Annotated in this window: 20 protein-coding genes; 14 read left to right on the top strand and 6 right to left on the bottom strand. The window is 66.7% G+C overall.

What is annotated here, in order from left to right; genetic code table 11:
* Nucleotides 1-31 precede the first annotated feature (31 nt).
* From B1818_RS17685 to B1818_RS17665, 5 genes are all read right to left on the bottom strand, one after another.
* Nucleotides 32-1,435, bottom strand: coding sequence for a lipase family protein (locus B1818_RS17685; protein WP_078113509.1), 1,404 nt, complete (start codon nt 1,433-1,435; stop codon nt 32-34).
* A gap of 388 nt (nt 1,436-1,823) precedes the next feature.
* Entirely contained in the window at nt 1,824-2,159 is a 336-nt protein-coding gene (locus B1818_RS17680; protein ID WP_078113508.1) for a LuxR C-terminal-related transcriptional regulator, read from the bottom strand.
* A gap of 124 nt (nt 2,160-2,283) precedes the next feature.
* Nucleotides 2,284-3,360: a hypothetical protein gene (locus B1818_RS17675; RefSeq protein ID WP_078113552.1), complete on the bottom strand. Its 1,077-nt coding sequence runs from the start codon at nt 3,358-3,360 to the stop codon at nt 2,284-2,286.
* Nucleotides 3,360-4,442 carry a sensor histidine kinase gene (locus B1818_RS17670; protein WP_176455953.1) on the bottom strand — a complete coding sequence of 361 codons (1,083 nt, stop codon included), beginning with the start codon at nt 4,440-4,442 and terminating at the stop codon, nt 3,360-3,362. Before B1818_RS17670 ends, B1818_RS17675 begins: the two co-directional genes overlap by 1 nt.
* A gap of 95 nt (nt 4,443-4,537) precedes the next feature.
* A complete protein-coding gene (locus tag B1818_RS17665) occupies nt 4,538-5,203 on the bottom strand; it encodes a response regulator transcription factor (RefSeq protein ID WP_078113506.1) in 666 nt (221 codons plus the stop codon).
* Nucleotides 5,204-5,435: 232 nt separating this feature from the next.
* Here B1818_RS17665 and B1818_RS17660 point away from each other — a divergent pair, with 232 nt between their 5' ends.
* The 4 genes from B1818_RS17660 to B1818_RS17645 all read left to right on the top strand — a co-directional run bounded on the left by B1818_RS17660 (nt 5,436) and on the right by B1818_RS17645 (nt 10,606).
* Nucleotides 5,436-6,275 (top strand): SGNH/GDSL hydrolase family protein, encoded by an 840-nt coding sequence (locus B1818_RS17660; RefSeq protein WP_078113505.1) that lies wholly within the window; start codon nt 5,436-5,438, stop codon nt 6,273-6,275.
* A gap of 700 nt (nt 6,276-6,975) precedes the next feature.
* Nucleotides 6,976-8,496 (top strand): sugar transferase, encoded by a 1,521-nt coding sequence (locus B1818_RS17655; RefSeq protein WP_078113504.1) that lies wholly within the window; start codon nt 6,976-6,978, stop codon nt 8,494-8,496.
* A gap of 62 nt (nt 8,497-8,558) precedes the next feature.
* Nucleotides 8,559-9,590 carry a GDP-mannose 4,6-dehydratase gene (gmd, locus tag B1818_RS17650; RefSeq protein WP_078113503.1) on the top strand — a complete coding sequence of 344 codons (1,032 nt, stop codon included), beginning with the start codon at nt 8,559-8,561 and terminating at the stop codon, nt 9,588-9,590.
* Nucleotides 9,587-10,606: a GDP-L-fucose synthase gene (locus tag B1818_RS17645; protein WP_078113502.1), complete on the top strand. Its 1,020-nt coding sequence runs from the start codon at nt 9,587-9,589 to the stop codon at nt 10,604-10,606. The genes gmd and B1818_RS17645 overlap by 4 nt, the downstream gene beginning before the upstream one ends.
* Here the strand turns inward: B1818_RS17645 and B1818_RS17640 are convergent.
* Entirely contained in the window at nt 10,574-11,017 is a 444-nt protein-coding gene (locus B1818_RS17640) for an acetyltransferase (protein ID WP_254859745.1), read from the bottom strand. The genes B1818_RS17645 and B1818_RS17640 overlap by 33 nt on opposite strands.
* A 77-nt stretch (nt 11,018-11,094) precedes the next feature.
* Between B1818_RS17640 and B1818_RS17635 the strand changes: the two genes are divergently transcribed.
* From B1818_RS17635 to B1818_RS17590, 10 genes are read left to right on the top strand one after another with little or no spacing between them, the layout of a single operon-like run.
* Nucleotides 11,095-12,387 carry a glycosyltransferase family 4 protein gene (locus B1818_RS17635; RefSeq protein ID WP_254859743.1) on the top strand — a complete coding sequence of 431 codons (1,293 nt, stop codon included), beginning with the start codon at nt 11,095-11,097 and terminating at the stop codon, nt 12,385-12,387.
* Entirely contained in the window at nt 12,384-12,962 is a 579-nt protein-coding gene (locus tag B1818_RS17630) for an acetyltransferase (protein WP_078113500.1), read from the top strand. The genes B1818_RS17635 and B1818_RS17630 overlap by 4 nt, the downstream gene beginning before the upstream one ends.
* Nucleotides 12,959-14,092, top strand: coding sequence for a glycosyltransferase (locus tag B1818_RS17625; RefSeq protein WP_078113499.1), 1,134 nt, complete (start codon nt 12,959-12,961; stop codon nt 14,090-14,092). The genes B1818_RS17630 and B1818_RS17625 overlap by 4 nt, the downstream gene beginning before the upstream one ends.
* Nucleotides 14,079-14,927: a glycosyltransferase gene (locus B1818_RS17620; protein WP_078113498.1), complete on the top strand. Its 849-nt coding sequence runs from the start codon at nt 14,079-14,081 to the stop codon at nt 14,925-14,927. The genes B1818_RS17625 and B1818_RS17620 overlap by 14 nt, the downstream gene beginning before the upstream one ends.
* Entirely contained in the window at nt 14,911-16,944 is a 2,034-nt protein-coding gene (locus B1818_RS17615) for a GDSL-type esterase/lipase family protein (protein ID WP_078113497.1), read from the top strand. Before B1818_RS17620 ends, B1818_RS17615 begins: the two co-directional genes overlap by 17 nt.
* Nucleotides 16,941-17,597 (top strand): hypothetical protein, encoded by a 657-nt coding sequence (locus B1818_RS17610; protein ID WP_078113550.1) that lies wholly within the window; start codon nt 16,941-16,943, stop codon nt 17,595-17,597. Before B1818_RS17615 ends, B1818_RS17610 begins: the two co-directional genes overlap by 4 nt.
* The gene (locus B1818_RS17605) at nt 17,594-18,283 is read left to right on the top strand and encodes a hypothetical protein (protein WP_078113496.1); all 690 of its coding nucleotides are present in this window, start codon (nt 17,594-17,596) and stop codon (nt 18,281-18,283) included. Before B1818_RS17610 ends, B1818_RS17605 begins: the two co-directional genes overlap by 4 nt.
* Entirely contained in the window at nt 18,283-19,008 is a 726-nt protein-coding gene (locus B1818_RS17600) for a hypothetical protein (protein ID WP_078113495.1), read from the top strand. Before B1818_RS17605 ends, B1818_RS17600 begins: the two co-directional genes overlap by 1 nt.
* Nucleotides 19,005-20,294 (top strand): O-antigen ligase family protein, encoded by a 1,290-nt coding sequence (locus B1818_RS17595; protein ID WP_078113549.1) that lies wholly within the window; start codon nt 19,005-19,007, stop codon nt 20,292-20,294. The genes B1818_RS17600 and B1818_RS17595 overlap by 4 nt, the downstream gene beginning before the upstream one ends.
* A complete protein-coding gene (locus B1818_RS17590; RefSeq protein ID WP_078113494.1) occupies nt 20,291-21,292 on the top strand; it encodes a YveK family protein in 1,002 nt (333 codons plus the stop codon). Before B1818_RS17595 ends, B1818_RS17590 begins: the two co-directional genes overlap by 4 nt.
* Nucleotides 21,293-21,312 lie beyond the last annotated feature (20 nt).

Genomic DNA, 21,312 nt, shown 5'->3' with positions numbered 1-21,312 from the left:
CGCCGAGTCGAAGCCACCCCAGGTCGTCCTGTCAGCGGCACTCACTCCGCGCGGGTTTCCCGCGCAGACGGTCGTCGAGCCACGTCAACGTGTCGGGCAGGCCGGCGAAGATCCCGGTCATGTGTTCGGCCGGGTACTCGCGGTACGACGCTGACGCCCTGAGCGCGCACTGCTCGGCGAACAGGGCGCGAGCCTGGCTCGCCGGTATCCACCACTCGTAGGTCCCGTGGTAGATCCGCAGCGGCATCGTCGCCCGGTGATCCTTCATCGAAGTGATCGCGAAAAGACGCTCGGCGACGGGTGAATGGTAAGGATCGGGGTCGGCCGACAGAACCTGGGTGGGTATGTGCGACACACCCAGGACACCCATCCCACTGGTACACAGGTCCCGCATCGGAGACGTGGCCAACCAGCGTGCCGCGTTGTTCGCCATCGCGAGGACTTCGGGACGTTCCCGTGCGACACCGAGCATGGCGGCGTGGAACACCCCGGAACCGAGGTTGGCGTTCATGGCCCCGGCCAGCGAACGGTAGTCGGCCGGCACACCCCCGTATGCCGCGCCGACGATCCGCCCGGCCTGCTCCGGAGCGTAGGAATCGGCAAGCTTCGCCGCGGCATTCGTGGCAATCGCGCCACCGGAGTATCCGTGCATGGCGATCGGTCCGGTGGCGAAGTTGTCGGAGTCGAGCCGGCCTGCCGCCCGCAGCGAGTCCATGATCACGTGCGCTGCGACGTACGGTTCGGCGTACGCCATCCGGGGTCCGGTGTGGTCGGACATAATCACCGCGTAGCCGCGGTCCAAGGCCAACTGCGCGAACGGCGGGATGAGGTCGGTGGTGTTGGTGTCGGCGTGGTAGCCGTGAGCAAGCGTGTAACCGGGCGTGCACTTCGTCCCGAGCGCGACGATCGGCGAATTGTGAACCAGCACCGGACGCGACCGCGGTCCCTTCCACGCCTTGGCGGGGACGAGGAGGGTCGCGGTACCGAAGATCGGCTGATCGCCGGCGTCGACGCTCCGGAACTTGATCTGCCGAGCCGATTGCAGCGGAACCGTCATCAGCAACTGCGCCGTGCGCATGACATCGCGAGTGGCGATCACATCTCCGGCAGCACGGCGTGCGAGGTCGGCCGGCCATTGATCGAAGAACCGGTCGCCGCTCGGCGAGGGCATGACCGCCTCGCGAAGTTCCTGCAGCTCGTGGGAGGCGCCGGGGGTCACCGAGCGCGCAGGTATCCGGTGCAACCTCTTCACCGGCGGTGCCGGCACAGCGGCGTCGATGGCCTCGGGAACCGCGGCAGGCGCCGGACCGAGATTCGGCGGCTCGGCCGACACCTCCGCAGTTCCTCCGATCGCACCGATCGTCATCCCCGTCGCAATCACTGCAGAAATCGCTGCGCGCAGCGCCCAGCCCCGCAGGTTACACCATGCCGGCATCGCCGATACTCCTCGTCACACAAGCGATTCCGGGCCGGAACACCCCGCTGGTCAGCCACTTCTCGCATCGAAATCGAACCCCCGTCATGGTAAAGGGTTGGCGCTAACGGTCGGCGACGGCCCTGTTGACTGTCCGACGCCGGATCAACCGTTCGGACTGTTCGACGCGATCCTCCGATCGGCCGCCGTCACCCGATCGATGACCTTCGTCGACGTGGCCTCCGCCACCGTCGGGCACGACGCCTGTCCCGGAGCGGGTCGATGGTTCGAAGGCAATTCGTCGCGGTCACAGACTCAACCCCGCCATCCGACGCCACTCGGAAGTAGAGCAATCGCAAATTTGATCCTGAACACGCTCAGAGGACCTTCAGATCATCGCGGAGTCTCTTCAGGCGAGGTTCCGACCGTTACTCGGATGTTGTTGCCCGCGTTGCACTTCAGTTGCCTTGTCAAACAACGCAGTAAGGCTGGCTATCTGTTCGAGGGTGCATATTCCGTCTTCGATGGCCCTGATGAGCAGGGCGATCTTTGACGGCGCGGGTCGGCCGACGACTCGGTACTTGTCGCGGATCCGAGTGAGGTGAGTATGCACCGTGGATTCACCGACGAAGAGTCGTCGGGCGGCCTGCTGCTTGGAATCACACGCGAGCCACACGGTCAGCACCTCGATCTCGCGCTTGCTGAGGGCAGGCCGCCCTACCGAATCAAGAGCCTGAATCGTCATCGTTGCACTCCTGCTGGTCTGCTGTGGCTGATGGGAGTGACGTTAAGACGGTCGCGGTGTCGGCGACAGACCGATCTTGCGGGGGCACCCGCGATGGTGCCACCGCCCCGGGGGGCATAGATAGTCAAGCGAACGGTCTGCCCGTACGGGGGACGACCTGGGTTCCGAGACGAGGACGTTCCTCGACCTGACCGGCACTGATCTCGGTGCGTCGTGTGCCGGCGGCATCGGTCACGAGTACGGAGGCCACGGTTTCCCGTCCGGGTGGCCACATGCGTACGCACACGCGCCCGCCCGCCGCTTCTTGCAAGGCGTGTGCGGCTGCCTCACGCACTGAGGCAATGACAGCGGGGTCCTGTTCTGGCGTACCGGAATCGTCGAGAAAGATGACCTCCACGCCCCGCTGTCGCGCGCTGTACGCGGCTTCGTCGAGCTCGAGCGTGGACAGAATCGGCGCTCTCAGCCGGTCGCGCAGGTGGGCCTCGAGTAGTGCGCACTCTCCTCGCTCAGCTGCGGTGAGGGGTTCGCCTGACGCGATCTTCTCGATCATCGGGCGGGCGAGGCGATCGAGGTGGCGTGCTTGCTTCTCGCGCTCATCGGCGCCGGCGGTTTGCGCAGCCAGTTCGGCGACGCGTTCGGTTGTCTGCGCCCGGAGCGAGAACACCGCCTTCGCCGTGGGCCGAAGAGTGAACGACAGGAGAGTCGCCATCGCCAGAGGGGCTGCGTCGATGGCAACAAAACTGATGCCGTACGCAGCGCCCCGACCGACAGCGACGGCCCACACTGCGAACACAAGCACCATTCCGAGCAAGCCGATCCACGGCGCGATCCGCCGGCCGCGGACATTCATGAAGCAGTAGATCGACGTCCCGCCGCCGTGTATCCAGGTCTGCAGAGGCGAACTCAGAACCGCGGGCGTTGCTGACAACACAAGCGCACACGCCACCGGCCCCGAGGCGGTCAGCATCAGAGTTGTCCCGAACGGGAGAGGGTCGCCGGGAACGAGGACGAGGACGAGCGTCGCGGCAATCAATATGATCGATCCCAGTGCCGCCACCCAGGGAGTGATGTAACTGCTGACCGTGGCCACGGTCACGATGACCATGGCGACGAGGTAGCTACCGATGATGAGCCATGCACCGCGCGTTCGCATTCCGAGCAGGTCGCGAATATCCTCGCGCCCACCGGTCGGGCTCACCATCACTGCACCCACTCCAAGCACACACGAGTGCCGCGCATCGGCGCCGACTCGATGGTGGCGGAGCCACCGATGTGCGCCATCCGTTCACGGATGCTGATGGCGATTCCGAGCCGGTCGGCCGGCACCGTCGACGGTTCGAAACCATGCCCGTTGTCGGCTACTTCTATGTGCAGCCGGTCATCCGTGATCTCCACCGAGACAATCGTCTTCGACGCCCGAGCATGACGGCCGCTGTTGCGGACCGCCTCCGCAGCCGCTGCCGCGACTGTACGAACCACCGTGGCGGGATAGCCGGCGTCCGGGCTGTCGATTGCGCGGCGAACCTCGAAACGTCGGGTCGGGTCCACCGTGGCCGTCACCTCACTGAGATGCGTCAGAACAGCATCGGGGGTCATCGTGCCGTCGGTGTCGGCGTCGCCGCGGATCCTATCGAGTGCGTGCAAGGTGGCCTGGGCTTGAGCGGCCAACTGCGTGGAGTTCCCTCGGCGAGCGGCGACCAGCAAGGTCGCCATGACGCCGTCGTGGGTGAGTTGATTGAACCGTTGCCGCTCGTTGGCGCGGGCCTGCGACGCGGCGGCGGCCGCCGCCGTTCGGTAGGCCTGCGCCCGCGTGTCATCGAGAACCGTTGCGGTACGCATCCCCATGACCGCTGCGGCGAAGTACACGAGCGAGAAGGCGAATGCCCACGCCATATCCGGAACGAACAGCCCGCTGCGTGCGACGTCGCGGGCCACGTAGTTGATCGTGACGGTCGAGATCACCACCACCACAAGCACGACAAAGGCGTAGGTCGGACGCATGGCCAGTGCGGCGGCGATCGCAGCCAATCCACAGAAAGAGAAGAACCATATGCCGGTGGTTTCGGAAAGGTGCGCGCCGTTCCAGCCGAAACCCCACGTGAACACCGCCGCCAAATAGCCGCCGGTAGCAAACCCTGCACACACTCGTAGGGCTCGAGGCGACCCTCGCCACGCGAGCGGCCCCAGCGCGAGCCCTGGACCGAACACGACAACCAGTGCGGGCACCGTCCACCACATGTGCATCACTGCCAGTGACGCCGCGATAGCCGGGGAGGTGAGCACCAGGTACACCAGGTAGCCACAGGCGATGAAGACAGCGAACTGCCGCAGAATCCGCTGACCTGCGGACTCGTCGAGTGCGACATCCTGATCAGACGCTATCTCCGCCGTCGTAGCCGCCGCGGTATCGGGTGCCATCCGTCCTCTATCGCTCGAAACATCAAATGCTGCCGAGTCGGCGCGGGTCGCCCGACGGCGGCGTACTTCGTTCTGATCCGACCGACGTAGTCACTGACCGTGTCTGGGGACAGGTTCATGGATTTGGCAACTCCGGCAGTGGATTCGCCTGCGGCATACAGCTCGAGGACACGTCGCAGCTGTGGTGGTAGGTCGACGAAGTCGTCGTCGGCATCGATCGCAGCCGCCCAATCCACCGTCGGAGTCTCCTCGCCCGAGAGCACCGCTCGGATGGCAGCCAGAAGTACGTCGTCGTCAACGTTCTTGCGCAACACCGCTTTCACCCCCGCACTGGCTGCCAACCGGACCAGATAGGGTTCGTCTCCGGAGGTGTAGGCGACAGCCGGGATGTCGAGTTCAGCGAGACAGTCGACGTTGATCTGCGGTGAACTCCCGTCCTCCAACCGCAGATCGAGGACGACCAAGTCGAGATCTCGGGTCTCTGTCAGCAACTTCGACACTGTCGCTGCCCCGGCGGTGAACTCCAGGTCCGGCTGGTCCCCGAGAATCGCCCGCAGCCCGGCGACGATCGACGGGTGATCATCGACGACTCCGATCCGCGCGCGCTCGCCCCGTCGCACCACCATTGCGCAATCATGACCGACGCCCCTCGACAACGGTGGCAAAGTTGCACGGATCACATCCGCTCGCGCTTCGGGGACCGCGTGTTGACATCACTGACGCTAGCGCGTCGACTCGAAGCTCTGTATCGACTGAACGGGCTGTTCTCAGTCGGCCACAGGGTGCCATCGGACCGGCCTGTCAGACGGTGCCCAGACCCCTCGTAACGTTCACCGACACGGCTGGGATACTCCTGCCGTGACCCGATTCCGCCTCGCACTCGTCGCCGTTCTCGCCATCGCGATCAGCTGTGTGTCGGTACCGTCGGTTCTCGCCGCGCCGGCGGCACCCGCATATGTCGCCTTGGGCGACTCACGCGCCGCAGCGCCGACGCTGACCTCGGCACAAAATCCGGACGGGTGCGGCCGTACCCGCGACGCCTACCCGACGCACCTCGCCGCCCAGCTCCGGATGAGCTACACCTCCGTTGCCTGCGTGAACGCCACCACGGCAGACGTCACGACCCGCCGACAGACGACATCATTCGGCGCCCGGCCCGTCCAGATCAACGCACTGTCGTGGTCCACGCGACTGGTGACTCTCTCGATCGGCGGCAACGACCTCCGCTGGTGGTCGATCGTCTCCTCCTGCTTCACGCCCAGGTTCGGCCAAGATGCCCGGTGTCGACAGGATCGAGTCATGGCCGACCGGATGACCTCGGCCCTCACCGCAGTCGCACCGAAGATCGGCGCAACTCTGAGCACCATCGCCGCCCGCGCACCCCTCGCTCGCGTGGTCCTCGTCGGACACGCCGGCTACTACGGCCGAACCGGCTGCCCCGGCCAGGCGAACATCAGCAACGCCGACGCCGCGTACCTACAGTCCTTCTTCAAGAGATTCGACGCCATCCTCCGAACCGCCGCCGTCACCCGATCGATGACGTTCGTCGACGTCGCCTCCGCTGCCGTCGGACACGACGCATGCGCCGGCGCAGCCCGCTGGTTCGAGGGGAACGCCTCGCAGTCCCAGACCCAACCCCGCCACCCGACGCCTCTCGGCAGCCGTGCGATCGCGAATCTGATCGCGCGATCACTCTAGGTCGAGCGCTCCACAACCGAAGAGCTACGAGCCGGCCCTCTCGTCGGGACAGCGCGAAGCGGACAACAGACACGCCGCGTCGGTACAAATCTGTGCCAACTCATCGGCGCGTTACGGCGCTTCAACGAACCCCCACGCGGCAGCATTCTTCACTCCCGACGCCCTATCGGCGCCCCCTTTCCGGCGTGATTCGCGAGCGTTCGGATTGCATCCCCGACGCCTCGAGAAAACGATTCACAAACAGTGGCGGTCAATAGTCAACCGCGGTTCATCAACCTGGGATTGTCAACTAGAAAATCGCGGGTGATTGTCATCACAGGCCATCCAGCCCTTTGCCGTACTCGCCAGTAGGCATCGGACAAGCTGTACATGCAGGTCAGACCACCGACAGATGGTGCCGAGGTGGCCCATCGATGTCGTGTCAACACGCTGATCGCGTTTCGAGACAGTCGACAAGAATCACGTGACAAACGTCTCCGGGCCGATTTGACCAAGACAGATGAATCGACCCGACGTCGGGCATTGAGTCATTCGTCCCACTTACCGGACTTTCTCGACAATGCGGTGCCATAGACCGGAACAACGTCGAAAAGAAACCATGTGAATGGCGCGGAATGCGTTGTAGTGTTCCGATCTGCCAAGGCAGTGGGCCGCTCGAATACACCGGCCGTTCGCCTTTTGTTTCACTCAGGGGGAGTACATGAGCGTTCCCATCGACCGGGTCACGCGTGCCTTAATCGGCACGGAGCGTGCTCCTGACGCGACGCCGACGACGCGGCACCGATGGCTGGTCGCGTACGCGCGCCACGTCGCCTGGACCGACCTGGCGCTCATCTCGATCGCCGTCCTGGCAGGGCAATTCCTGCGGTTCGGCGCCGACCCGTTCCGGCCGATCGGACGCGACGGTATCCCCGCACTCCTGGTCACCGTCACCCTCATCGTGGGGTGGCAGACAGCGCTGCGCGTCACCCAGTCCGGTGACCCGCGCATTCTCGGCGCCGGGCCGGTCGAGTATCACCGTGTCCTGAGCGCGTGCTTCGCATGCTTCGGCGTCTGGGCGATCGCCGACGTGGCCTTCGCACTGGGTATTGCCCGCGGTTTCATCGCCATCGCGCTGCCGGCCGGCACCCTGATGCTCGTCGCCGGACGATGGGGCTGGCGACGACATCTCTTGCTGGGCCGCGAAACCGGACGATACCTCCGATCGGTCCTGGTCGTCGGCTCGCGAGCGTCCGCGCGGGCACTCATCGATCGGTTGGACGAGAATCCCGCTCTGGGTTACCGGGTCGTCGGGGTCTGCCTCACCGATGTGCCCGGCGCCGCTGCCACACCGCGGTTCTCCGGACTCGCGACCCACCTCGGGGGCGCCGACGTCCCGGTCTTCGCCGGCCACGACCGCGCTCCCGAACTGGTCCGCACCTGCGGCGCCAACACCGTCGCGGTCACGTCTGCCGACGCTCTCGGACACCGGGCGATGCGCGAACTGTCGTGGGAACTCGAGAACTGCGACGTCGAGATGCTCGTGGCCCCGGGACTGATCGACGTCGCCGGTCCGCGGATCACCGTGCGGCCCGAGGCGGGACTCCCGCTGCTCCACATCGATCGTCCGCGGTACAAGGGCGCCAACCGTTTCCTGAAGCAGACCTTCGACAAGGTCCTGACAGTGGTTGCGCTGGTAGTCCTTTCGCCGCTGCTCGTACTGTGCGCACTGGCCGTCAAGCTCGACAGCAGAGGTCCGGTGTTCTACCGCGCCGAACGCATCGGCACCGACAACACCCCGTTCGTCATGTGGAAGTTCCGGTCGATGGTCGTCGACGCCGACACCATGCGTGCCGGTCTCGCCGTCCGCGACGACGGGAACGGGGTCCTGTTCAAGCTCCACACCGATCCGCGGGTCACCCGCGTCGGCCGGATCATTCGGCGCTACAGCCTCGACGAGCTGCCGCAGTTGTTCAACGTGCTGGGCGGGACCATGAGCCTCGTCGGTCCGCGCCCGCCGTTGCGCGAGGAAGTCGAATCCTACGACCTGGTCGTCCGGCGGCGCATGCTCGTCCGGCCGGGCATGACCGGCCTGTGGCAGATCTCCGGACGCAGCGACCTGTCGTGGGAGGACTCGGTGCGTCTCGATCTCTCCTACGTCGAAAACTGGTCGCTGACTTCGGATCTCGCCATTCTCTGGCGCACCGCGAGTGCGGTCCTGTCCCGCCGGGGCGCCTATTGACCGCCGCGTCCGATCACCCTCCGCACCACCACCACGGATCGACACCATTCGAAGGAAGCATCATGAAAAAGGCCCTGATCACCGGGATCACCGGTCAGGACGGCTCCTACCTCGCCGAGCTGCTCCTGTCCAAAGGCTATGAGGTACACGGATTGATCCGACGCTCGTCGTCGTTCAACACCGCCCGGATCGACCACCTCTATCAGGACCCGCACGACCCGTTCGCCCGTCTTTTCCTGCACTACGGCGATCTCAGTGACGGAGCGCGACTGGTGACCCTGTTGGCGTCGATCGACCCGGACGAGGTCTACAACCTGGCCGCGCAGTCACACGTCCGCGTCAGCTTCGACGAGCCCGAGCACACCGGTGACACCACCGGCATCGGCTCGGTCCGACTGCTGGAGGCGGTGCGCCAGGCCGGGATCCGCTGCCGGTTCTACCAGGCGTCCAGCTCGGAGATGTTCGGCGCGTCTCCCCCGCCGCAGAACGAGGACACCCTGTTCTACCCGCGCTCGCCGTACGGCGCGGCGAAGGTCTACTCGTACTGGGTCACCCGCAACTACCGCGAGGCCTACGGTCTGTTCGCGGTCAACGGCATCTTGTTCAACCACGAATCTCCCCGTCGTGGCGAGACATTCGTGACCCGCAAGATCACCCGTGCCGTCGCCCGGATCAAGGCCGGTGTGCAGAAGGACCTCTACATGGGCAACCTCGACGCGGTGCGCGACTGGGGCTACGCACCGGAGTACGTCGAAGGCATGTGGCGGATGCTGCAGGCCGACGAACCCTCCGACTACGTACTCGCGACCGGCGTCCCCTTCACCGTCCGCGACTTCCTCCAGCACGCCTTCGACCACGCCGGCCTCGACTGGCGCGACCATGTCGTCTTCGACGAACGCTACCTACGTCCCACTGAGGTGGACTCGCTGATCGGCGACGCGTCGAAGGCAGAACTGGACCTCGGGTGGCGAGCTGCGGTCCGCGCCCCTGAGCTCGCCCGCATCATGGTCGATGCCGACATCGCGGCCCTGAAATGCGAAGGCACGGAATGGATCGACACTCCCCATCTCCTCGCCTGGAGTCGCGCGTCATGACTCGATCTGTTCGACGACGTGGCTGGGAGCCCGGCCCACTCGACCCGCTGACCTCGGTGTACGTCGCGGGCCACCGCGGCCTCGCCGGTTCGGCTCTCGTGCGTGCGCTGCGCCGCCGCGGTATCTCCGACATCATCGGGCGGACCAGCCGTCAGCTCGACCTCCGTGACCGGCACAGCGTCTTCGAGTTCTTCGCGCACAACACACCTGACGTCGTGATCCTGGCCGCTGCCCGCGTCGGCGGGATCGCCGCCAACAACACCTGGCCCGTCGATTTCCTCTCCGAGAATCTGCGCATTCAGGTGAATGTTCTCGATGCGGCGGCCGCGTACGGCGTGGAACGCCTGCTCTTCCTGGGGTCGTCGTGCATCTACCCCAAGTTCGCCCCGCAGCCGATCCGGGAGGACGCGCTGCTCACCGGCGCCCTGGAACCGACCAATGATGCATACGCGGTCGCCAAGATCGCCGGGATCATGCAGGTGCAGGCCACGCGACGTCAGTACGGACTGCCCTGGATCTCCGCGATGCCCACCAACCTGTACGGACCGAACGACAACTTCTCCGGCGACACGAGTCACCTGCTGCCGGCGATGATCCGACGCTACGAGTCGGCGCGCCGGGGGGCCGCGCCGAGCGTGACCAACTGGGGAAGCGGGACGCCGCGTCGCGAACTCCTCCACGCCGACGACATGGCCGAGGCCTGCCTGCACCTGCTCGAGCATCACGACCACCCGCGACAGGTGAACATCGGTACCGGGGTAGACCATTCGATTGCCGAGATCGCCGAGATCGTCGCCGACGCCGTGGGTTATGACGGCGCAGTCGAGTGGGATGTCAGCAAGCCCGACGGGACACCGCGAAAGCTGCTCGACGTCAGCACGATCTACGAACTGGGTTGGCGGCCGACGATCGGTCTCGAACGGGGTGTCGCCGACGTGGTCGAGTGGTACCGGGCGGCGCACCACCCGGAGCCGGGCCGGTACTCAGAGGTCGGGGCCGGCGATGTCCGGATCTGAGTCATCGGTGATCGCCGACGACACCACCACCGTCCCGGGCGCGACGTCCCGGGAGACCACCGCAGCGGCGCCCACGACGGCGCGTCGGCCGATCGTCACCGGGCCGGTCACCCGCGCACGCAACGCAATCCACGCACCGTCCTCGACGACGAGCTCCCCGTGCGCATCGGCCGGACACCGCAACACCGCGGCCTGGGACAGCACGACGTTCGCGCCGATCCGGATCGAACCGGCGCCGTCCAGCGTCACGCCCTCGCCGATCCACGAGTCCTCGCCGATCGCGAGACGTGCCGGACTGGTCACCCGTACGCGTGGCCGCATCAACACACCGCGACCGATCTGCGCACCGAACACCCGAAGCACCGCCAGGCGAAGCGAATTGGGTACGAACACCCACCCGATCGCACGCATCACGAAAGGCCAAGCCAGCGATGACAACTGAGCTAACACGATCCCCATCGTATCGAATCGGACGCCTTTCGGGCCCGGTGAGCGGAGACGTCGAGCCCCCGGTTCGGTCCGGGGGCCGCAAGTGTGTCGACTTCATCGCGATCAACTACGCCCCCGAGGTCACCGGTATCGCGCCCTACGTCACCGACATCACCCGGCGCCTCGCCGCCCGCGGATGGAGCGTGCGCGTCATCACCGGCTATCCGCACTATCCGCAGTGGCGGCTCGACGGTGACATGTCGGACTACACGTCCACCGTCGTCGATCACGGGGTCATCGTGGTGCGAGTACCGCACAGCATCCCGGAAGGCACTGCGCTGGTGCCCCGCTCGCGGATGGAACTCGAGTTCGGGCTGCGCGCCATCGTCGCACATCTGCGCCCCGAAGCGGTCACCGTCATGGCCAGTCCGCCGCTCATCGCGTCGGCGTTGGTGATGATGCGCCGCAAGGTCGGACGCCGCACGCTGTCGCCGATGGGGGTCTGGGTTCACGACCTGTACAGCCAGGCGGTCAGCGAAGCGGCCGCGGGCGGCAACCTCAGTCGCAGCCTCGTCAGCAGACTCGAGCGGTTCGCCCTCTGTTCCGCCGACGAGGTGGCGGTGGTGCACCCGCGCTTCGGCGAGATCATCGTCGACCGTCTCGGCGTCGACCCGGCGGTGGTGACCCATGTCCGCAACTGGACGCAGGTGCGTCACGAGCCACGCGCGCCCCGCGACACCGCGCGGGCCCAGCTCGGCATTCCCGACGATGCGATCGTCGCGGTCCACGCCGGCAACATGGGTCAGAAGCAGGGCTTGGAGAATCTCGTCGAGACCGCCCGCCTCGTGTCCGAATCACCTGATGCGGCAGCGCGGAAGGTCCACCTGTATCTGGTCGGGGACGGCAACCAGCGTCGACACCTCGAAGACCGTGCACGCGGTTGCGCGGACGTCACGTTCGTCGACTCGCTGCCCGACGACCGGTTCCACCTCATGCTGTCCGCCGCCGACGTCCTGGTGGTCAACGAGAAACCCGGCGTGGTCGAGATGTCCCTGCCGAGCAAGCTCACCACCTACTTCAGCTACGGAATCCCGGTGGTGGCAGCCGTTTCCGAGGAGGGGATCACGGCTGCCGAGGTCCGACGCTCGCGCGCCGGAGTCGTCGTCCCGGCCGGCGACCCCGCCGCGCTGCTGTCGACGATCACACGGGTCGCCACGGACACCACCGCGGCCCAGACGATGGGCGAGGCCGGCGAGCGGTATTCGCACGAAGTCCTCGGCGCCGACGCCGCCGTCGAGAGGTTCGAGATGTGGCTGCACAAGCTGTCCCACCATGCCTCGGTGCGGGTATGACCGTGACGACGCCGACCACGACAACCGCACGCTCGGAGATCCTGGCCGAACTGGAACCCCGCCGCCTGCGCGACTACATCGTCGACAAGTCCGATCGCGGCCGCAATCGCGTGTGGATGGTCACATGGCTGGGTGTCGGTGCCGTGCTCCGGAGCGGGGTGGGCGGCACGCTGATGCGCTCCTCCGTGTTACGCGCCTTCGGCGCGCGGGTGGGCACCAGGTGCGACATCCACCGGAGCTTCCGGGTCCACTTTCCCTGGAAGCTGGACCTCGACGACGGGGTCCGCATCGACCGCGATGTGTGGATCATCAATCCCGAACCGGTGTCGGTCGGCGCCGACTGCTCACTCGGTCCACGCACAATCATCTGCTCGGGCGGGCACGATCACCGCTCGCCCACCTTCACCCGCACGAGCGAGTCGGTGGTCCTCAGCGAGCGATGCCACCTCGGCAACGGGGTCACGGTGCTGAAGGGTGTTGTGCTGCAACCCGGTACGCGGGTTCCGGCCGGCGCCGTGGTGATCCCGTCCATCTCGGCGAAGTCGCGTCGAACGACGTCAGGCGGCCGGCCATGAAGATCCTGCAGGTACTCACACTCCTGTCACCGACCGGCGAATTCGGCGGGCCCGCAACCGTCGCGGTCAACCAGAGCCGCGCGCTGGCCGCACGGGGACACGACGTCACGCTGATCGCCGGCTCACGCGGCGGGCCGGCGTCGATCCCCGACGTGCCGGGTGTTCGTGTCCACACGTTCCCGACGCGAACCGTCGGCCGCGGGCACAGCTGCTCACGCATCGTCGCGCCGTCGATGCTGCGCTGGATACGGGCGCACGCAGACACTTTCGACGTCGCCCACGTCCACCTCGGACGTGACTTCGTGACCCTTCCCGCCGCACGCCTCCTGTCGAGGAGCAACGTCCCGACTCATGTGCAGACACACGGGATGATCAATCCGCGGCCGTCGCTGCCCTATCAGGTGATCGACCGGACCCTCACGATCCCGGCCGTGCGCGACGCTCGAACGGCGTTCTATCTCAACGACGTCGAGCTGCGGAAGCTGCGAACGGCGGTCGGCGATGCACCCCGCTACTCCTACCTCGGCAACGGCGTGCCGCTGCCCGACGCGGTCTCGACAGCCCCGCGAGACGGACTACCCGAGGTCCTCTTCCTCGCCCGGCTGCATCCCCGGAAGCGAGCGGTCGCCTTCGCCCGCGTCGCCACCGACCTCGCGCCGCGATTCGCGGCCCGCTTCACGATCATCGGACCCGACGAGGGCGATGGGCCGGCCGTCGACGCGGTGCTGCGCACCTTCCGCGCGACGCACGATGCCAGGGTCGCCGACCGCGTCCGGCGCGAGCCGCCGATCGCCACCGACCGGGTGGCCGGTCGACTCGCACAGGCCACGATCTACGTTCTCCCGTCGATCCACGAACCGCTGCCGATGTCGGTCCTCGAGGCGATGGCCGCCGGGCTGCCGGTGGTGGTCACCGACACCTGCGGATTCGCCGGTCTGGTTGCCGATGCCGACGCCGGTCTCGTCGTCGACGACTCGATGGACGCGTTGTCCGCGGCCCTGACCGGCCTCCTCGCCGACCCCGACCGGGCGCGCGCGCAGGGACTGCGGGGGCGGCGCGCCGTCGAACAGCACTGGGGCATCACGTCGATCGCACAACAACTGGAGGAGCACTACGATGCGGTCAGCTGAGCTCACCGACACGGCGGACAGAGTGGAGACAGTCAGCATCTCCGTCCTCGTTCCGTCCTTCGATCCGGGTGCTCACTTCGAGCCGGCGATCCGGTCGGCGCTGCGCCAGTTGGGTCCACACGACGAGATCGTCATCCAGGACGCCGGTTCCACGGATGGAACCCAGGACCTCATCGCCGCTCTCGCCGAGACGGACCCGCGGGTGAAAGCCGTGATCGAGGCGGACGAGGGTCAATCGGACGCCCTCAACCGAGCGCTGGCGCGTGCCACCGGACAGTGGGTGCTCTGGCTCAACGCCGACGACGTGCTCGTCGAGGGAGCGCTTGTCGCCATCCGTGCCGCGATTCGTGAGTCACCCGGCGCGACGGTGCTCACCGGAGATCATCAACTACTCCGGGCGGCCGGTGATGTGGTCGGGACGTACCGCGGCAAACCCATCGAGACGCGAACCCTGTTGCGACGGTCCACGTGCGCGTCGTTCTCCGGGTCGGTGATCATCCGCCGCGACTATCTGGAGTCGCTCGGCGGGTTCGACAAGCATCTGCACTGCACGATGGACTACTCGTTGCAGTTCCGTATCGCCGAAGCCGCGCCACAACAGCAGTCGATGCCGGTTCCGATTGGCGCGCTGCGTTTTCACGACGCCTCGAAATCGGCCAACCTGTGGCGGACCTTCCTCGCCGAGTCGTTCCGACTGCGGTTGCGATATGCGACGTCACCGACGGAACGCCTGCTGGGCCTCCTGGGCACCGCCGAGCAACTCGTCTCGTTCCTCGTGTTCCGCATCCGGTTGACGCCGGGCTATCGAAGGTTGCGCGGTGTCCTCCGCCGTTGAGCGAGGTCACGCCGGCAAACGGCTGCGCACCGACGCCACCGTACGGATTCTGGCCCGGGTGGCGAGTTCCGCGATGCTCGGTGTCTTTCTGCTGCTCCTGGCCAGAGCACTGCCCGTGGACACTTTCGGGCAGTACATCCTCGCGTACACGCTCGGCGTGGTGGTCGGCCTCGCCGCGGGTTTCGGTGCACCGATCCGGGTGATGCGTGTCAGCGCATCCGACGACACCCCCACCGCCGCAGCTCTGTACGTCGCGCACACCGTCGCGGTGTCCAGCGTCTTCCTCGTCGCCGTGGCGGGTCTGCTCCTCGTCGGGTTGCCCGTGATCGTCGTTGCGGGCGTGCTGTTCGCCTACTCCGACACCGTCCAGAACTTCGCACAGAGCTTCCTGGCCGGCACCCATGCGCACACCGCCGCCAGTTGTCTCGTCGTCGTCCAGCGTGCCGTACCCCTCGTGGTGTGGGGCGGGTTGGCGCTGTCCGGTGCCGGCCTCGATCCCGCCGCACTAGCCGTGATCTTCTCGTGCACGGCGGTGACCGCACTGGTGGTGCCCGCGGTTCCCATCGGAGTCCGGGGACTGCGGCGCGCCATCCGTGAACTCCGCCGGCCCGGTGCGGAGACCGTCCGCTACTGGGCGCTCGCGATGTCGGGAACACTGGCACAGCTACAGGTCTCGGCACTCGCCGTCTTCGCCACCCCGCTGACCGTCGGCTATTTCGCGATGGCCACACGCGTCACCGGGCCGCTCACCCTGCTGTCCGCCGCGCTGTCGACAGTTGCGGTCCCCGAACTCGCCCGCACCGTCGACGACGCGTCGACGTTCGACCGGATCTACCGCCGCTACCGGAACCTCGTCATCGTCTACTGCGTCGTCGTCATCCTCGCGGCATGGCCGGCCGCCTGGGCCGTCGTGCACGTCGTCGGCACCAAATACGAACCCGCTCAACTGCTGTTGACCGGCGTGATCATCGCGGCCGGGATCTCGTCGCTCTCGCAGGCGATCAGCGCCAAGCACATCGCCGCGGGACGCCCCGACTCGGTGACCGCGGCGATCGTCCTGGGTGGTGGGGCCACCCTGGCCCTCCTGCTCCTCGCCGGCGCTCTCGACCACGTCGGCGCGATCTGGCTCGCACCCATCGCCGGTCAACTCCTCGTACTCGCTGCCCTGCTCTCCGACGTCCACGAAGGTGGGAGAATGACCCGACTCGTCCGAACTCATTGGGAAAAAGCACTTCTGGCGGTCACCGCCGTGATTCTCACCGCCACCGCCGGAGTGGCCTTCGCAGTCGCCCGCGAACCCGCAACCAACACCGCGGCGCACAGCGCCGGGGTCGAGGTCACCTCCGTCGCATCGGCGTCGCGGTCGGCGAACGGCGCTGGGGTCGCGGGTGCAGCGGCTGCCGGCACAGCGGTGAAGATCCTCGTCGTCGGCGACAGCTTCACCGAGGGAACAACATACGGCGGTAAGGGCAGTTCGAACTGGACCCGCATCGCCCAGGGCCGATTGTCCGACGCCCGACCGGGCACATGCCCCGTGCTGTTGCGGGTGTCCGGCCGGGGCGGCGCCGGGTACCTGACCACCGGTATCCGGCACACCACGTTCGCCTCCGAGGCGCAACGACTGCTCACGCCCGACGTGTCGGCGATCGTGCTCGTCGGCAGCGGCAACGACCTCTCGCATCCGTCGAAGGAGTACCGCGACGCGGTCGACGACACCATCCGGGCCGTGCGCAAAGCTCGACCGGACCTGCGCGTGATGATCGTCGGACTCTCCTGGATCCACGACGGCCCGATCGGCCCGGACTATCTGCGCGCCAACAGGTTGCTCGCGGACGCGGCGAAGCGGCACGGCGTCTCCTTCATCGATCCGAACAGATCCGGGTGGTACTCCGCCCCCCGCGACCATTCGATCGTGGGTGCCGATCACCGTCATCCGACCGACGAGGGGCATGCCCTCATCGCGGAGCACATGACGCCCGTACTCGAAGGTCTCGCGCGGAAAGGCAAGTGCGCATGAGCCCGCTGCGAGCCACTCATGATCGCGGGCGGGTCAGCCGCGTGGTGACCGCTCTGGGAGTCATTTTCTGCCTCGTACTGATCCTCACGATGGGGATGCTCACGTACTCGTCTCAACACGACACGGTGCAGGCGACGTCGCGCGTCGTACTCACCTATGAACGCGACGCACTGCAACTGCCGGAGGATTTCGATCCCGCACCCACGATGCTCCTGACGCGGAGTATCGAGTCGTACTCGTCCTTGGTCACGAGCGAGAACTTCCTCCGTCGGGTGATCGACACCCACCACATCGCGATGAGTCCCGCCGACCTCCGCCGCGCGGTGTCGATCACGGCCCCACCCGAGACGACGATCATGGATTTCACCGTCCGCGGCGACGACGCGCGCACCGTCGAAGCTGCCGCCATGGGCGTCGGACGTGAATTCACGGCCGCCCTGGCTGAACTCGAGTCACCCGCGCCGATTGCATCGCTCGTGCTCGGGCCGGCCGATGCCGGCCAGACATTCCCGGATGCGCTGCTGCGCAACGCTCTGCTCGCGACCCTGGCAGGTCTGACCGTACTGGCGCTGGCCGTGATGTTCACCCGACGCCGCGCCGACCGACCACTCCCCCACCCCACACCGCCCACTGATGTCTGGAGGACACCATGAAGCGACCCAACAAGTGGCTCAGCCTGATCGTCTGGCTGCTCCCCGCGTCGAAGGCGAAGAACGCAGCGCTGCGTGCCCTCGGCAACACCATCGGACACGACGTCAGCCTGGCACCGAACCTCGTGCTCGGCTGCGGACCGTTCCGTATCGGAGACCGCGGAGTGATCGCCCCGTTCAACATGTTTCGGCAGATGGCACGAGTCGAACTCGAGAAGGACAACTTCATCGGGCGGCTGAACCAGTTCACGTCCGCGCCGTCGTATCAGAAGTTCAGCGACCGCGCCGGGGTGTTGTCGATGGCTGAACAGGCCGCAGTCACGAACCGTCACTATTTCGACTGCTCGGGCCGGATCGAGATGGGGCCCTACAGCGCGGTGGGCGGCACCCGGAGTCTCCTGCAGTCCCACGAGATCGACATCGTCGAGGACCGGACCACGATCGGCACGATCACGATCGGCGAGCGGAGCCTCACGGCGACCGCCTGCCTCATCCTCAAGAACGCTGCCATTCCGCCCTATTCGCTCGTCGCCGCCGGCTCGGTGGTGACCGCGTCGACCGATTCCGCCACTGGCGATGCCGGGCTGTATGCCGGCGCTCCGGCGCGATGGCGACGCGACCTCCCCGAATGCAAGTGGTGGTACCGGTCGTCGTACATGACGCCGGTGCGGGAGGTCGAGGGATTCTGATGGTTCCGACCTCCAAGTCCCGGCTGTCGACGACGACGGCACTGGCGCTCCTGGCCGCCGCTGTCGTCGCCCTGGTTTCGGCGTGCGATACCGCGGCTCAGGCCGAACGATCCGACGATCGTGTCGCGTCGGCGCAGGGCGCCGCCGTACACGTCGACTATGCCACCGCGGCCGCCGTGCCTCCCGGATTCGTCGCCGTCGAACGTGGCCGCAACAGCCATCCGCTCCGGGTCTCGGACGGTCGTCTGCTGCACGGCACGTCGTCGGCATCCGGTGCGGCGTCGTACATCTCGACCGACCTCTCGCCCGTCCGGGTCACCCGGATCGGCGCTACGGTGAGTTTCACCGGAGACGATGCCGGGGCGATCGCCCTACTCGTCAGCGCGAAGCCGGTCCCGCAGAACGAGTCCGACGCAGCACCGGACGCCGCGGTGCACTTCGTCGCGACCCGGACGCGATGGTCGTATGCGATCTGGCAGGCGGGTGACGCCGGACAGACGATCCTGGGCCAGGGCACCTACCGGACCGCGTTCGATCGTGACGCGGCCCGGTTCGAGATCGAACTGGACGGGGATCGGGCGAAGGTCTATCTGCCCGACGCCACGTCGATCGTGTTCACCGACAACCGCATCGCCGAGTTCGGCGGCAGCTGGGCGACCTGGGAACTGTACGAGGATGCCCCGGGCACGAGTCCGGCGTCGTTCCGCGAGTTGTGGGCGTCATGACCATGATCTTCGCGACGCTGCTGGTGGCACTGGGACTCTTCGTCGCAGTTGCCTACGACAGGCAGTGGGCTCAGCATGTCGATCGGTTCCTGTGCAGCTGGCTGTTCGCCTTGACGGCGTGGCCGGTCATCGTCATCTACGCCGTGGCCCCGGCGTTGTGGTCGTCGGCCGACGCCGCCGGCGCGATCTTCGCGGTCCTGCTGTACGGCCCCGCAGCAGCGATCAGCGTGGCGGCCGCACTGCATGCGGTGGCCAACCACGGCTTCCGCATCGACGGTTCGGCGGCGATTCTCGCGCTACTGATGGTGTACGCGTGCGCGGCCATGATCGTCGACGGGTCGGGTCGGATCGTCAATCTCCTGATGTCGATGGCGCTGCTGGTGGGATTCGTGTTCCGCTACCGATCCTTCGAACTCGACGACGTGGCCAGGTCCGCCCGCATCGCCCTCGTCGCGACGACGGCGATCCTGCTGGTCTCGGTGCTGTTCAACTCGTCTCGAGTCGTCGGCGCATGTCGGATCGACAAGTGCACCGATCTCGGCGCGGTGCTCACCTCACCGTTCGCCGGCAACGGCAACCTCGCGGGGATCACCATCACGGCACTGCTGCCGTTCGCCGTGTATCGCGTGGCCATGTGGCGTGTGCTCGCCGCGGTCGCCGGGGTCATGTTGATCGGCCTGCTGGCCGGCAGCCGAACGGCATTCGGCGGAATCGCGGTGGCCGGTGTGCTCGGGGTGCTGCTGGCCGTCCCGTCGATCACCTCTCGCGTGCGCAACCTGCTGTTGGGTCTCGCACTCGTGGCGAGCGCGGTCTACTCGCTGTTCCCGCTCTACATCGGTTACACCAACGCCGATTACAGCTTGCGGGGTTATCTGTGGAACCAGGCGCTGCGGGAGATCCCCGACCAGTGGTTCTTCGGCCACAACCCGGCGTTCTGGGTGGAGTCCGGCGCGTCGCTGTTGTTCAAGGCCAACTACTCCCCGCACAACGGCTGGCTGGAGATTCTCCTCTCGGTCGGGGTCTGGGGCGTCGTACTGATCGTCCTGGCCGCCGTCGTCAAGGTGGTCCAGACAACCGACGGGACCACACGGGCGTATCTGCTCGCCTACTTCAGCACCATCCTCGCCCTCAGTTCGCTGGAGGCGGTGTACGTCCCGTACTTCCTCGGCATCGCGCCGTTCGCGGCACTCCTCCCGTACTTCCTGTACCACCACCGTTCGCCCCGATCCCTTCCACCCGTGCGCAGTCACGAGGTGCCCTCCGAGTCACAGATGGAGCTCCGATGAAAGTCCTCAATGTCATTGCCGCGAAATGGATGCTCGTCGTGGCATTCACCCTGATCGGTCTCATCGCGGCCATCGGGTACTCGCTGCTACAACCCCAGACCTACGTGGCGACCGTCCGAACATACATCGCCACCGGCACCTCCGACATGTTGGAGGCCTACCAGGGCAATCAGGCGGCCCGCGCGAGTATCCAGACATTCGCGGTGCTGGCCACCGATCCCACCGTCGCGCAGCGGGCGATCGACAGGTCGGGAGTCGACATCTCGCTGCCACAGTTCCTCTCCGAGATCTCGGTCAGCGTCCCGCCGCAGACCGTCATCCTCGATGTCTCGGTCCAGAACTCGACGTCGGCCGACGCGGAGCGGTTGTCCACGGCCCTCGCACAGGAACTCGTCGGTACGGTCACCGCGCTGCAGGAGCCGACCAGCGGCGGTCCGGGTGCGCTGCGCCTGGTGGTCGTCGACCCGAATACCCAAGGCGCCGTGCGTGAGCAGCTCATCGACCCGATACTCCTCGGCATCGGCGCGGTGGGCGGCGCACTCGCGGGCTCACTGATCGCGCTGATACTCCACAGGCGACGCGGTGGCATGTCTGATGTGGAGGGATTCGACACTGTCCCCGACGGCCCGACCACCGGTGACATCGAAGTCACCATCAATCGCCCGTCGAGCGCGATGCGAAGCCAGCACCAACCGCTGGTTGAGCCGGCACCGACCCAGCCCCCGCTGGTTGAGCAGGTGACGACCCACCAACCGCTGGTTGAGCCGGCACCGAGCGAAGCGAGGAGCCGTGTCGAAGCCACCCGCCCCCCGCTGGTTGAGCCGGCACCGAGCGAAACAGACAGCCGCCCCCCGCTGGTTGAGCCGGCACCGAGCGGAGCGAGGAGCCGTGTCGAAACCACCCCCCGCCACGCCAGTTACACGGCTCGCCACACCCTGAGCCGGCACTCGGCTACTGGACGCCGTAACGGATTTGCGGGGCCGGGACGGGAGATGTGACGCGAACGCCGACCGAACAC

It is taken from the genome of Gordonia sp. IITR100 (assembly GCF_002009645.1).
Lineage (GTDB): Bacteria > Actinomycetota > Actinomycetes > Mycobacteriales > Mycobacteriaceae > Gordonia > Gordonia hongkongensis.
Note: the sequence above shows the minus strand (reverse complement) of the source record. Positions and strands in the feature narration are given on the sequence as shown.